The 13,941-nt window shown below is 35.7% G+C and carries 16 protein-coding genes; 1 reads left to right on the top strand and 15 read right to left on the bottom strand.

Annotation, left to right across the window (positions count from 1 at the left end):
- Positions 1 to 22: 22 nt before the first annotated feature.
- The gene (locus J4050_RS06850) at positions 23 to 1,186 is read left to right on the top strand and encodes a THUMP domain-containing class I SAM-dependent RNA methyltransferase (RefSeq protein ID WP_208153637.1); all 1,164 of its coding nucleotides are present in this window, start codon (positions 23 to 25) and stop codon (positions 1,184 to 1,186) included.
- Here J4050_RS06850 and J4050_RS06845 read toward each other — a convergent pair.
- The 15 genes from J4050_RS06845 to J4050_RS06775 form a co-directional block, all read right to left on the bottom strand.
- On the bottom strand, positions 1,183 to 1,752 hold the full coding sequence (locus tag J4050_RS06845; protein WP_208153635.1) for a DUF4136 domain-containing protein: 570 nt from the start codon (positions 1,750 to 1,752) through the stop codon (positions 1,183 to 1,185). The two genes, J4050_RS06850 and J4050_RS06845, sit on opposite strands and share 4 nt — an antisense overlap.
- 80 nt (positions 1,753 to 1,832) lie before the next feature.
- Positions 1,833 to 2,639: a class I SAM-dependent methyltransferase gene (locus J4050_RS06840; protein ID WP_208153633.1), complete on the bottom strand. Its 807-nt coding sequence runs from the start codon at positions 2,637 to 2,639 to the stop codon at positions 1,833 to 1,835.
- Positions 2,640 to 2,684: 45 nt separating this feature from the next.
- On the bottom strand, positions 2,685 to 3,170 hold the full coding sequence (locus J4050_RS06835) for a hypothetical protein (RefSeq protein WP_208153631.1): 486 nt from the start codon (positions 3,168 to 3,170) through the stop codon (positions 2,685 to 2,687).
- Positions 3,171 to 3,188: 18 nt separating this feature from the next.
- On the bottom strand, positions 3,189 to 3,881 hold the full coding sequence (locus tag J4050_RS06830) for a LytR/AlgR family response regulator transcription factor (RefSeq protein WP_208153629.1): 693 nt from the start codon (positions 3,879 to 3,881) through the stop codon (positions 3,189 to 3,191).
- On the bottom strand, positions 3,868 to 4,908 hold the full coding sequence (locus tag J4050_RS06825) for a histidine kinase (RefSeq protein ID WP_208153627.1): 1,041 nt from the start codon (positions 4,906 to 4,908) through the stop codon (positions 3,868 to 3,870). Before J4050_RS06825 ends, J4050_RS06830 begins: the two co-directional genes overlap by 14 nt.
- A gap of 13 nt (positions 4,909 to 4,921) precedes the next feature.
- Entirely contained in the window at positions 4,922 to 5,581 is a 660-nt protein-coding gene (locus tag J4050_RS06820) for a hypothetical protein (protein WP_208153625.1), read from the bottom strand.
- Between the two features lie 102 nt (positions 5,582 to 5,683).
- Positions 5,684 to 5,956, bottom strand: a complete 273-nt coding sequence (locus J4050_RS06815; protein ID WP_208153623.1) for a DUF202 domain-containing protein — start codon at positions 5,954 to 5,956, stop codon at positions 5,684 to 5,686.
- A 96-nt stretch (positions 5,957 to 6,052) separates the two neighbouring features.
- On the bottom strand, positions 6,053 to 6,946 hold the full coding sequence (locus J4050_RS06810) for a GIN domain-containing protein (RefSeq protein WP_208153621.1): 894 nt from the start codon (positions 6,944 to 6,946) through the stop codon (positions 6,053 to 6,055).
- Positions 6,947 to 6,954: 8 nt separating this feature from the next.
- Positions 6,955 to 7,338, bottom strand: coding sequence for a hypothetical protein (locus J4050_RS06805; protein WP_208153619.1), 384 nt, complete (start codon positions 7,336 to 7,338; stop codon positions 6,955 to 6,957).
- A 4-nt stretch (positions 7,339 to 7,342) separates the two neighbouring features.
- Positions 7,343 to 7,828, bottom strand: coding sequence for a hypothetical protein (locus tag J4050_RS06800; RefSeq protein WP_208153617.1), 486 nt, complete (start codon positions 7,826 to 7,828; stop codon positions 7,343 to 7,345).
- A 7-nt stretch (positions 7,829 to 7,835) separates the two neighbouring features.
- Positions 7,836 to 8,330 carry a DoxX family protein gene (locus J4050_RS06795; RefSeq protein WP_208153615.1) on the bottom strand — a complete coding sequence of 165 codons (495 nt, stop codon included), beginning with the start codon at positions 8,328 to 8,330 and terminating at the stop codon, positions 7,836 to 7,838.
- Between the two features lie 120 nt (positions 8,331 to 8,450).
- On the bottom strand, positions 8,451 to 9,446 hold the full coding sequence (locus tag J4050_RS06790) for a helix-turn-helix domain-containing protein (protein WP_208153613.1): 996 nt from the start codon (positions 9,444 to 9,446) through the stop codon (positions 8,451 to 8,453).
- 241 nt (positions 9,447 to 9,687) lie between these two features.
- Positions 9,688 to 10,521 carry a polyphosphate kinase 2 gene (gene ppk2, locus J4050_RS06785; RefSeq protein ID WP_208153610.1) on the bottom strand — a complete coding sequence of 278 codons (834 nt, stop codon included), beginning with the start codon at positions 10,519 to 10,521 and terminating at the stop codon, positions 9,688 to 9,690.
- Positions 10,521 to 11,375, bottom strand: coding sequence for a polyphosphate kinase 2 (ppk2, locus tag J4050_RS06780; RefSeq protein WP_208153608.1), 855 nt, complete (start codon positions 11,373 to 11,375; stop codon positions 10,521 to 10,523). The genes ppk2 (J4050_RS06785) and ppk2 (J4050_RS06780) overlap by 1 nt, the downstream gene beginning before the upstream one ends.
- Positions 11,376 to 11,485: 110 nt before the next feature.
- Positions 11,486 to 13,897, bottom strand: coding sequence for an alpha-ketoacid dehydrogenase subunit alpha/beta (locus J4050_RS06775; protein WP_208153606.1), 2,412 nt, complete (start codon positions 13,895 to 13,897; stop codon positions 11,486 to 11,488).
- Positions 13,898 to 13,941 lie beyond the last annotated feature (44 nt).

The following is a 13,941-nucleotide window of genomic DNA, read 5'->3' as shown; positions in this document are numbered from 1 at the left end:
TGCAACGCATTAGACGAGACGTATGGACAATAATTTTAAAATGGTAGCCAAGACCTTATTTGGTTTTGAAGAAATCCTAGCTAAAGAACTAACGCAGCTTGGCGCCATGGATGTAGAGAAAGGTATACGCAGTGTAAGCTTTGTCGGTGATAAAGGCTTTATGTATAAGGCTAATATGGGATTACGCACAGCCATTAAAATTTTAAAACCCATTGCGCAGTTTAGAGTCGTTAGGGAAGATGATCTTTATAAAAATGTAAAGGCTATGCCATGGGAAAAATACCTAAAAGCAGCAGGTAGTTTAGCAGTTGATGCAACAGTACATCATAGTGTATTTAACCATACCAAATACACGGCCTTAAAAGCTAAGGATGCTATTGTTGATCGGTTTAGGGAAAATTCTGGTGAAAGGCCTAATGTAGATTTAAGATTTCCGGATTTAAAAATTAATGTACACATTGATAGACAACGTTGTACGGTGTCTTTGGATACTTCTGGCGAATCGTTGCACAGACGTGGTTATAAATTGGCCACCAATATTGCACCTATTAACGAAGTTTTGGCAGCAGGTTTAATATTAATGAGTGGTTGGGATGGACAATCGGATTTTATGGATCCCATGTGCGGCAGTGGAACCATTTTGGCGGAGGCGGCTATGATTGCATGCAATATACCACCAAATTTGATGAGAAAGGAATTTGGTTTTGAGCGCTGGAATGACTGGGATGTAGATTTATTTGAAAAAATAGAGGAATCCTTACTAAATAGAACGAGAGATTTCCATCATAAGATATTAGGTTATGACAAGTCACCATCGGCCGTTAGAAAGGCGAAAGAAAACATTAAAAATGCTCACCTAGATGAGTTTATAAGCATTAAGCATGAAGATTTTTTTAAGACTCAAAAAGCAGGAACGGATAAATTACACATGGTGTTTAATCCACCGTATGGTGAACGATTGGAGAATTTGGATGTTGAGGAATTTTATGGTCAAATCGGTACAACATTAAAACATGGCTATCCCAATACAGAAAGTTGGCTAATTACTTCTAATCTTGAGGCCCTTAAGCACATTGGACTTAGACCATCAAGGAAAATAAAAGTTTTTAACGCCAAGCTAGAGGCACGTTTTGTAAAATATGAAATGTACGAGGGTAGCCGTAAAGCTAAAAAACAAACGGCTTAAAACACCTTATCATCATCAGGATTTTTCTGAACTTGGGTTTTAGGATAGGTTTCAAATAAATCCTTGACTAAACCGGCAATATATGGTTTTAATTGTTTTTTAGGTTTATTGAAATCGCAAATAATAGAGGCGTGCCATAAGACTTTATTGGTTTTAAAATCTGCAATATAGACAACTAAAGTTTCTTCTTCATAGGTTTCTTCATGGATAGTGCAGGTTTCCCAATATTGTAAATCCTCAGAATGTTCACAGTTCTGAAATTGTGCGGTTTGTTCTTTAATAAGGATCCGAAATCCCGCTTGTAATTGAGGATCAAATACGTTGGTTCTGTGACCTGTATTTTTCATTTCAACTTCCACAGCATCGCCAATGATTTGTCGGGTTTCTTCGGTATCTAAATTGGGATGATTATCATGCTCCACGAAGAAGTCGTCCATACAGAGGACAAACGTATCGTATTGATTAAAATCCACATCTATATTATAATCATAAATAACCTCACTAGTTGAAGCGCAGCTCATTACAAAAAGTAATAAGAATGCTGAAATCACACTTTTAATTCCCATGACGTCTTGATTTAGAATGAGATTAAATTTCGGGATTCTAAGGAATAATAACTATGACAAATGTCATTTGAACTAATGTGCTAACTACGTTTTTTAATAATCCACAAGTCTTGAGGTACCCAATCTTTTGTGTCTGAGCTGAGTTCTATATGCTCTAAGATATCAACATCTCTAAAGAGTTTTTGCATAAAAGGTTTTGGCTGAAATGCACAGTAGGTACGGTGTCCTTCCTTAACGGTTCCCCTTACGACTAAAAGGCCTTTGTTGTAATTTTCAAGTTCTGTTTGTTCTAGTTTTACCTTATAATTGTCACCGTGAGTACTAAGTAAAATAATACCTTCTGGTTTGAGTACACGTTGTAGCTCATTAATCCAGTCGGTATGCATTTGCTCAGATAGATGGGTTAGAATAGAAATCCCATAAATAGCATCAATAGTGTTGTCTTTATAAGGTAATTGAGCTTTCAGAGGGTTACAGTTAAATCCCACATTTGGAATGTTGGCTTTGCACCACGCTATAGATTTGGAGTTATAGTCTGTACCATAAAACGTACAATTGTTGCCAATAACCTCAGGCATATGCCTTATAATACGACCTGGACCGCAGCCCCAATCTAAAATGGCTTGGTTGGCTAAAGAGGTATGTTTTCTAAGGTGCTCTGCTACCCAAACAGCCATGCGACGTCCTCCGTTATAATATTGGTCATAGTCAATACTGAACGATTCGTACATGAGATAATCTGGAGGTAAGATTACATCAGGGTGCTTAGCCCCGAATTTTTTATTTTTATTGTAATTCTTAAATTTTAGGATATAAAATCTAATCCAGTCTACAATGTAGATTAGCTGCAACTGGCGTAATATGTTAGAGATTTGTCCTTTTTTCATTTACAGTCGTAGACACAATTTTTTATGAAGGCGTAAATATAGGGATTAAAGGGATGTTTCTCCCAGGGCATTAAGTTGTAATTGATAGTCGTACTGTAAATCCTCATGTAGTGTTTCGATTTTTTTAGAAATAGCCAAGCATTGACGTTCATAGAGATTATTCAAAGTTCTGTTGCGATGAATAGAAGGCTTTAAGGTATTCAGCCTTTCACAGAAATAGAGTAGGAGTTCTACTTCTGTAGATTTATGGTTAGAATATCTGGCGTAGGTTCTAAGTTGCCTCAATATTTTTCTAATGGTTTTTTTCATGTAGAAGTAGCTGTCGGTATTCATACTATCAAACAGCTCATCCAACGTTTCCTTGACACTTGCTATATAGCTATCTTCGTGGTGGGCCTCAAACAGTAGATAAGTCATCAGCGCTTTGTTATCTTTTTTAAACTTTCCTAGACGAAGGCATAGTTCTAAAAGATCTTCGCGATTTAATTCTTCTAGTTCTTTTCTAATGGTTACGATAGACGCATTTTTCATGGTGTAGTATCGGATGAGCTACAAATTTAAGGCTTTTAAAACAGCTTTTTTATAGGTTTGACCAACAGGAATATTTTGATTGCCTACCATAATCTGGTTACCAGCAAGATGGCTCATGTGATTCAGATTTATGGAAAAAGATTTATGAACGCGCAGGAAATTTACTGGTAAACTTTCGAGAAATTTACTAAAGGTACTGTGCGTAACTATAGTCTTAGAATCGGTATGTACTTTTACATAGTCACCAAAGGCTTCAACAACACTAATTGATTGTAATTCTAATTTATGAAAGGTTTTATTTTCTTTAAGTACAATAAATGCTGGTGTTTGGTCAACATCATTATTAAGTGCTATGGCTTTATTGATTGCGGTAAGAAAGCGCTCATAGGCAATAGGCTTTAAGAGGTAATCTACAGCATTGACCTCAAAACCTTCTACCGCAAATTGAGGATATGCCGTTGTGAAAATGACTTTGGGTGGTTTTTTTAAGGTTTTATAAAAGTCTAAACCAGATTGTTGAGGCATATTGATATCTAAAAAAATCAATTCTATACCAGGATTGAGTTGTAAATATTTAAAAGCTTCGGAAGCATTATTACATATTGAATTTAAAGCCAATACCTCCGTTTGTTCAATGAAATGCTGAAGCACGCGTTGAGATGATTTTTCATCATCTACAATAAGACAAGAAATTGGTTTACGTGAGCTCATTATCTATTGTCAAAGTTACATTAAACTGATCATTTTTGTTAACAATATTAAGGCTGTGCTTGTTGGGGTAAACAAGGTTTAAATTATTTTTAAGATTTTCTAGTCCTACACCAGAATATTTATCTTCAATGGCATTTTTGGTATGGAGTATTGGGTTAGAAATAGAGAAGGTAAACCATTCGTCTTTTTGTGATACAACTATTTTTATCGGTTCGGTTTCTTTACCAGAAAGCGTTCCATGCTTATAGCTGTTTTCTACCAATGGTAGTAATAGCATTGGATAAATTTTGAAGTCTTCGTTTTCAACTGAAGTTTCTAGGATAGTAGGTTGCAATGTATTAATTCGGTGATTCTGAAACGCAATATAATTTCTGAGTAAAGTGATTTCATCCTTTAAGGCTACTCGCTCTGTATCACTATCGTAAATTACATATCTTAGAATATTGGAGAGTTCTACAATGGCTTTAGTGGTGGTTTCTTTTTTATCAAGCGCCAAAGCATAAATGACATTTAACGAATTAAATAAAAAATGAGGGTTAATTTGTGAACGTAATGCCGAGAGCTGGGTTTCAAATTGTAGGCTTTTAAGTTGCAATAATTTGTTTTGATTGCTATTAAAATAAAACCAGTCTTCAACCAATTTAAACAAGGTACTACTCACTAAAAATATCGCTATTACTATAATTAGGTCGTTACCCGAGAGATAAGAAACAAAAAAATAGGATGGGAACAATACATCTAATATGGTCTGAAAAAAGAAATAGATAACAGCCCCAAATATTAAAGCATTTGCTATGAATCCTGTGAGGTAAAATATGTATTGTTCTTGTTTTAAAAATTTAGTAATCAAGACATAAAAATTAATACAAACAGGAACAGCAATAATGACAAGAAAGCTGAGAGTATATAATACATCGATTATTACAGGTGTCTTACCTTTTGAGAACACAAAAATGAGAATGACAAAAGCCAATATCCACAGGACACTATGAAATAATAGTGGTCTGTGGACATTTCTTGTTTTCACAATTTTATTTAGACTAAGGCTGTGCATTTACCGGTTTTAACGTTTTTGTGGAATCTTTATCCCATTTATTTTCAATGCTAGGAGTCATGAATTTTTCTAGGAATCGGTATAATTCCTCGCTAGTAGCTGTGAGCACAAAGTCCTCATCAATGCCTGTAATTTCATGCTTTATCCGTATTTTATTCTCGTCAATAAGTTTACTCACTACAGACTCGTCTAGCCATCTCAGTTTTACAGAACCATCATCTTGAAAATCTACAAAGGCTGCAGAATGTGTTTTTAAAAGATGCTGGGCCGCAAGTGAATTTAAATCTTCGGACTGATACTCAAATGGCGTAAAATCTAAGAATAAATGCTCCCCAACCATGAAAGGCATAGCAATGAACATCGCTTCCTTTTCGGAACTAGTATAGGTTATAAAATAGGAATCTTTATAAGTTTTATAAGCCTTTTTTTCTTCCTCAGAAATTTCTGAATTGTCTTTGTTCTCCTTTTTCCAAGCTTCCTTGAATGAAACAATTTCCCATGTGCTAGATTTTCCGGTTGTCCAATTTCCCACTAAGTTTTTATTAAACTTTATGTGCTCCTTTAAGTAAAATGGTTTTAAGGATTTAACTATGCATGAGCTGAAAAGAACTAGGCTTAAAATTAAAATGAAATGTTTTGCTTTCATGAGCTTTGATTTTAAAATTCTATGCTAAATTGAAAAAATACATCACTCTTAACAATAATTTTCGACAAACGCAGATCTGCTCATGCCGAACCATTGGATATGCTATATTTTGTAATGGTTTCTAATGTGTCTTCTCACGCGTATCAGCCGATAAACTCCAATGACAAGAATAAATATTGAAGACACAACGAGGATTACACCAAAAGATTTTAAGTCTTCAAAAAACTCTAATTTTATCAGTGTCACACCTGTTCCTAGTATTACTAAAAATGTTCTGAAGTACGCCAAAAATGTGCGTTCATTGGCTAATTTAGTGCGTTCAATAGCTAACCAATCTCTTGTAATTAGATCTTGTTTTTCATTAGTTTCCGACATTGTAATTTTGACTTGAATAGTGTCCTCTAAAGATAGAATAAAAAAAAGCACTTAGATGATAAGTGCTTTAATCTAAATAATTTTTATAGATAAACTCTAAAACAAATTAATTATAGAATTTTCATTTTCCTTTTTTATTTCAACCAATAGCTTTTTAAACCCTAAGCTATTCACTTTATACACTTTTGTTCCAACTGTCCATTTTTCATTCCGTTTGGAATAGGGCATCATAGGAAAACCATAACTAAACTTTGAGCCATCTGGCTTAGGGCCTTCAACGTAGAATTGGTTTCTATTATTAGAATTATTTTTGATTTTGAAAGTAATGTATTCAGCTTCTAAAGTTTTTGCCTTGTCCTTATCTCCGTAAGCAAGAACTTGACCTCCATTTTTTGCACGAACTTGAAATTTCTGTGGCTTATTTAAATATAACAAGGTCCCGTCATTAGACACCTCGGCCCAAAGACTTTCTTGCGGATCAATAATAATATTTCCATAACTCCAAAGATTGACAAAAACGTCCCTTGCTTTAACCTTAGAAGCATCGATTGTGGCAAGCTCCGATCCAAGACGCAATTCTTTAGTTTGTCCTTGAAGAATAATATGCCCTAATGGTGCCATAACTTGCAGATAATCAGCATTTAGATTAATGATTTGGGTGGTATCGTGCGTGCCCTGCTCTAATCTTCTGAGTTTAGGAGCTCCAACCGTAATTATTATATCCTGTGATGGTGAGATCAATTCTAATTGATCGATATGTAGTTCACCATTCTCAACAGTTTTACCTATATAATCAAATAGGTTGGAATCGGCCGTTATCGTCAATCCTTCACTAAGGGATTGGTCAATGGTAATTTTTGCGTAAAGATTCGTTTTTATGCTCTCTATACCTTTTGCTTTATAGGTTCTGGTTTCAATGGTTTTGTTGCCTCGTATTTGTGCTATGCTGGTCATTGCAACCAATAATAGCAATAGACTCAAGTTTTTCATTTCAATTATCAGTTGCGGGTTATCGTTGTGTATTCTTTAGTATCGAATTTCGCCTTGTAAATTATAGTTTCGGGCTTATATTCAAAGGATAAGCTTCTGTTGGGTTGGTCAGTGAGCTCAAATTGGTTGTTATTGTTTACAAACTTAAATTCAATGCCGTTATTGGCTGTGTAAATTGTAAATTCTCCTTCATAAATCTTATCACCGTTTGTATCCTCTAAATACGTAGTCTCTTCCCAAGAAAGTGGGTACTCACCTCTGATGCCAACTTGCCTAGGGTTTTCTAAGGTGGTCATATCTAAAATTACCGTAATGGTTTTTTGAGGTGTTTTTTGCACACAGCTAGATAAGAGGAGGCTGCTTAATATGATAATGTAATAATGTAATTTCATGATATTATAGTTTTGTAAATTGATATCTGTTTCTTGTAATTGATTTGCTGCTGTCATCGTATAAGACATCTTTAGTGATACTGTAACTGTTTTTGTTGAATTTATGGGTGATAAATAGTGTTGCGGCTCTGTTATTATCCTTTTCCTTGAACATGGTTTTTATGATTCTAAATCCGTTTAGGACTTCATTGGAGACAACGCGCTCATTTCCATAATAAGTGCCGCCATTCTTTAGTTTTAACTTGGAAGTTCGGTTTTTATGAGGCTCGTAACTGTATTGTATAACCGTTTTAATGGTATTGCCCTTTATTGAAATTTGCATGGTGGCATCGATTGGTGTCCATTCTCCCGATTGATAATCCTTATAGGTCAATTGGCCTGTCCATTTCGTGTTGTCTAGTATTTCTAAATCTGATAATTGTACAAAAGCATCTTGGCCTTGACCAATGATATAGCAAGCTAATGTTAATAGTGAGAATAAAACTTTCATGATAAAACTATTTTATTTTTTTACTAATTATAAAATCTAACCCAAACCGACCAGAGCCGAGTACTAAATTGTAAAGTGCCACCCAGAGAAATCCTAGGGCAGGCAGCATGCTCCAAAGACCTTGGTTCCATTTTTGCATAAAAATGGCAACCAACATTGTGCACATAATTAAAAATGAGGCAAGTCTTGTTTTAAGCCCTAGTAATAAGAATAATCCTCCAACGGCTTCACTAAAAGCACCCATCCAAGCAAAAAACACAGGAGCTATGGCAAATAGGCCTCCATATTGAGCTACATCTTCTGGAAACCAAGCAGCAACTTCAAAAAGATTAAGGTTTTGGGATTCAGTCGTCCATGGCATACCAAATTTATCAGCACCAAACATGCTTGTTAACCAAAATCCACAAAGTATTCTGGGAATGGCAATAACCAAATCAGCAAACCAATGGCTTTGAATTATTGGAGTGATAAGGATTTTAATAAAAGATTTTAATTGTGTCATTGTACATTAAATTTTAATGATGAAACCATCAGAATTACTCAATGACACAAAATTGCGAGGAATTGCGGTTATGAACGACTTAAAACGTATTGGCAGGTCTTACATACGATTTGAGACGTCTCAATAACTAAGTGAATTTAAATATTCAGTAGGTGAGTGGTGGGTGATTTTTTTAAAGACACGGTTGAAGGTGGCTTTACTATTAAAGCCGCATTCTTGGGCTATACCGAGCAATGATAGCTGTTGGTGTTTCTTTTCCTTAAGCATATTTTTAAAGGCTTCAACACGGTACTCGTTTACAAAGTCATTAAAGTTTTTATTAAAACCAGAATTTATTGTTTCGGAAAGTTGTGCCCTACTCATTTGTGCCATTTTCGCCAAATCGGAAAGGTTTAACTCCGGGTTTAAGTATGCTTTGTCATTGTCCATTAATGCTTTCACTTTATCAATATCCGACCTTGAAATTGATTCCTTAGTTTGGTCGCCATGCTCATCTGGTATGGCAATTGACTTTGGTGAGAAGGAAAAATCAAGTGTATTGAGCTTTGTAGTATCCGTAAAATATCCTTTTACCCCAACATAAAGCGTCGCTAAGGCCATTAACAAGTTTAGCCACCAACGCTCCTCATAGTTAAGGTCAGTAAAAAAGGAGCCCACAATATCCTGTATGGTGCCATAGAGAAAAAGGATACTAAAAATAATGAGAAAGCTTAAAATCCAATTGAGCTCTAATTTGTAGGTATTAGAAAAATACTGCTTTATTTTCTTCCTGTAATTGTAAAATAATTGAAATGTAAATGCTAGAAATAGCAGCATAAATGGTGTTTCAATAAAACCAGAAATGGTCTGCACATAGGTTTCGTCAAGCTCAATTTTTAATACACCGTTTTGAGTATCGCTAAACCCTGGTTGTAAGGCATCATAAGTAAATATACTTAGGCGATAAAACACAAAAGCTATGGCAGGAGAAAAATACCACCAATACACCTTTTTGAATTTAAAGTCGCTTTGGGTAATAGATTTTACATATAAGTAGATTAATGGGCCAAGGGCATAGGCAATATTAATAAGGAAATAATTGATTTTTGTAGTCCTAAACTCGTTGTACCAACCCATAAAACCAACGGTATAACAAATTTGAGAATAGCAGGTGAGTAGCAAAATAAGACCAAGGAATAAATCTGAAGTCACATGCTTTCTATAATAACGGGCAAACAATAGAACAACAAATATTAATCCCTGTAACACAAGGATTAGAAGGGGTAAGCTATGTCTATTAAAATCAGGAAACATTGTACTTAGACAGCACAAGTTAAGAAATTAATTTTTGCATGATGTTCTTGTAAATGAACACATATTATTTGTCACCTTCAATAATAGAACGGTAAGTTTGATGTTTAATTTTTGTAAGGTCCTTTACCTCATAAGGTATTTTATCTAGTATATATTCAAAAGCTCGTATACGTGCGTTCGTTTTTCTATTGGCCTTAATAATTTTCCAAGGTGCCGCTTTTTGTGTGTTTTCAAACATGGCTTCCTTGTACATGGTATATTCATCCCACAAAGTCAATGCTTTTCTATCTACAGCGCTATATTTCCATTTTTTATGTGCTGAAGTGATAATATCCTTAAAACGACGTTCTTGTTCATTTTTAGTTATAGAGAAATACAGTTTTAACAAAATGATTCCTGAATCTTGGATCATTTTTTCAAATTCATTCACCTGACCCATAAAAACGCGATATTGTTCCTTGGTACAGAATCCATTTACAGGTTCTACGATAGCTCTATTATACCAACTACGGTCAAAAAAGACAATTTCGCCGCTATTGGGCAATCGATTTATATACCGCTGAAAATACCATTGGCCCATTTCCGTTTCATTGGGCTTTGGTAATGCCACAACTCTAATGGCTCTGGGAGGGAGGTGTTGTATAATTCGCCTTATGGCGCCACCCTTGCCTGCAGCATCCCTGCCTTCGAATAGGATGATTACTTTCTTGTTGTTATTGGCCACCCATTGCTGCAAAATCAGCATTTCTTCCTGAAGCTTCTCTAGTCGCTTTTCATATTTTACGTTGCGTATGCTCTTTTTTACGTCTAATCGATTTAATCGTAATAAGGCTTCGAGACCTTTCTTAGAATTAACTATTTTAAGATCTTTTTCCGAAAGTGTAGATGGAGTTTCCATTAGCGGTCGAGTTGAATGGTGTTTCTAAAATAGCGATGTACAATATTTGGATCTGGTAAAATGGTTTTACAATTGGTACCCTTATTATCGTATTCAAATAGGCTCAATACATATTTAATACTTTCTAACCGTGCCTGCTTTTTATCATTTGCCTTTATAACTACCCAAGGGCTAAAGCTATTATGGGTACGCGAAAACATCTGATTTTTGTATTTAGTAAAGTCATCCCAAAGTTCCTGGCCTTTCTCGTCTACTGGGCTAAATTTCCATTTTTTCAGTGGATTCTTTAATCGCTTTTCAAACCGTTGTTGTTGCTCTTCTTTAGATACGGAAAACCAAAATTTAATCAAGATAGTTCCGGATTCGTAAAGCATATTCTCAAATTCAGGGACTTGAATAATAAATCTATTGTATTGCTTGGGAGTACAGAAACCCATTACAGGTTCTACTACGGCGCGGTTGTACCAACTACGATCAAAAAAGACAATCTCGCCAGCATTGGGCAACTCCTTAATATAGCGATTAAAATACCATTGGTTTTTTTCAATTTCAGTGGGTTTGTTAAGGGCAACAACACGCATGGCACGTGGATTGAGATGCTCCTTAAAACGTTTTATACAACCGCCTTTTCCAGAGGCATCTCTACCTTCAAAAATGATAGCTATCTTTTTATTTTTCTTTTGGACCCAGCGTTGAAAGTCCACCAATTCAGCCTGTAATGGCAGCAATTCCTGTTCGTAAGCATGCTTTTCTAAAGCGGATTTAAAAACAGGATTACTGTCTTGGTTTTCTTTTAAATAGTGGACAAAGTCTGATTTCTTCTTAAACGAAGTGATAAGTTCTTCTGTTAGCATCAAGTTTATTTTCGATTCTTATTTCGAAAATAATGGTATCAATAGTATTTTTATATGATATATATCATATCAGGGATAAAAAAAGAATAAATGGTTAATTGGCTAAAGCCCTATCTCAGCTTTGGATAATCCGTAGGATTCACTTCATGCATTACAAGGTAAACCGCTTCAAAGATATCTTCGGTCGACGGTTTTGTAAAATAATCGCCATCTGTACCATAAGCTGGTCTATGCGGATTGGCAGCTAAGGTTTTTGGTTGGCTATCTAAGTATTGGTAAGCATTTTGTTCATTGAGAATCTGGTCTAAAATATATGCTGAAGCGCCACCTTTAACATCTTCATCTATAATCATAACGCGATTGGTTTTGGCTAAACTTTTTACAATATCTTTGTTTAAATCAAAAGGTGATAAAGATTGAATGTCAATGACTTCGGCAGATATACCTACCTCTAAAAGTTCCTTTGCTGCTAGTTCTACCAAGCGAAGGGTAGAGCCGTAAGATACTAAAGTAATATCTTCACCCTCTCTTATGGTTTCTACAACACCGATAGGGGTTTTAAATTTACCAATATTATTTGGGCGCTTTTCTTTTAAACGATATCCATTAAGACATTCCACAATTAAGGCCGGTTCGTCACTTTCTAGCAGTGTATTGTAGAAACCAGCAGCCTTGGTCATATTCCTTGGTACAAGGACATGTATACCTCTTACAAGGTTTAAAACACCTCCCATTTGAGAACCTGAGTGCCAAATCCCTTCTAGACGATGACCACGAGTTCGTATAATTAAAGGTGCCTTTTGACGTCCTTTGGTTCTATAATGAACGGTTGCCAAGTCATCACTCATGAGTTGTAAGGCATATAATATATAGTCTAAATATTGTATTTCGGCAATCGGACGCAGCCCTCGCATGGCCATGCCAATACCTTGTCCTAAAATAGTAGCCTCACGTATACCTGTGTCAGAAACCCGTAATGCTCCAAATTTTTCTTGAAGGCCTTCTAATCCTTGATTTACATCGCCAATATGTCCTGAGTCTTCTCCAAATACCAAAGCCTCTGGATAGTTGTTGAAAATGGCTTCAAAATTATCACGCAATATAATGCGTCCATCAACCTCTTCAGCATTATTGTCATAGGTTGGTGATACCGCTTCTTGATTGGTGGCCCTTAGGTCGGAATGGCTGTGTAAATGCGAACTGTATTTTGGTTGAATTTCTTCTATATAATTTTTAATCCACTCTTGCAGCTCCAATTTAGCATCAGAATCTTCTGTAACTACATATCTTAAAGCTTTTCTCGTCGCTGATAAAATATCCTTCCGCAAAGGTTCTTCAATTGCAGCAAGATCATTACGGAGTTTTGTGATAAAAACACCGTTGGAGCTAGAGGTAATAAGTGCATCTAACTTTGTTAAAGCTTCTTTGCGTTCTTCTAATATAGGATTGATAAAAGCAGACCATGCAGCCTTTTTACCATTTCTCACGGCTTTTTTAATCTCTTTTTCAATAGCCACAAGCTCCTCTTCAGTAGAAATATTATTGTTAATCATCCACTGGCGCATCTGCACGTTGCAATCGTATTCTGCTTCCCAAGCCAGTCGCTCTTTGTCCTTGTAACGTTCATGAGAACCAGATGTGGAGTGACCTTGTGGCTGTGTTAGTTCCTTAACATGAATCATTACAGGAACATGGTCTTTACGAGAAATTTGAGAAGCTCGTTGGTAAACATCAATTAACTCTGGGTAATTCCAGCCATTAACTCTAAAAATTTCATAACCATCACCATTCTCATCGCGTTGAAAGCCTTTAAGAATCTCTGATATATTTTCTTTAGTAGTCTGATGTTTAGCATGAACCGAAATGCCGTACTCATCATCCCAAACGCTTATAACCATTGGGACCTGTAAAACCCCTGCAGCATTTATGGTTTCAAAAAATAAACCTTCACTTGTACTGGCATTACCAATGGTTCCCCAAGCTACTTCATTGCCATTTTTTGAAAAATTGGTAGTATCAATACCTTCAACATTTCTATAAATTTTTGATGCTTGGGCCAGACCAAGTAAGCGTGGCATTTGTCCTGCAGTCGGCGAAATATCTGCACTAGAATTTTTTTGCGCTGTAAGATCCTTCCAATGACCTTTCTCATCCAAACTATGCGTTGCAAAGTGACCACCCATTTGGCGCCCGGCAGACATAGGTTCTTCTTTTAAATCAGTATTGGCATAGAGCCCTGCGAAGAACTGTTCAATGGTAAGTTGACCTATAGCCATCATAAAGGTTTGGTCTCTGTAATAACCACTTCTAAAATCACCATTTTTAAAAGCTTTAGCCCATGCAATTTGAGGGACTTCTTTACCATCGCCAAATATGCCAAATTTAGCTTTACCGGTTAACACCTCGCGTCGTCCTAAAAGGCTGCATTCTCTACTAGTAACAGCAAGCTTATAATCATTTAAGACTTCTGCCTTAAAATCTTCGAAAGTTATCTCTGTTTTAATATTAGGATTGCTCTTCATAGGACGTCAATTTATGCTTTGCAAAAGTAGTCAATAATGAAAAT

This window comes from Winogradskyella pelagia, assembly GCF_017581965.1.
Taxonomy (GTDB): domain Bacteria; phylum Bacteroidota; class Bacteroidia; order Flavobacteriales; family Flavobacteriaceae; genus Winogradskyella; species Winogradskyella pelagia.
The sequence above is the reverse complement of the archived record's forward strand: the minus strand, read 5'-3'. Positions and strand labels throughout refer to the sequence as shown.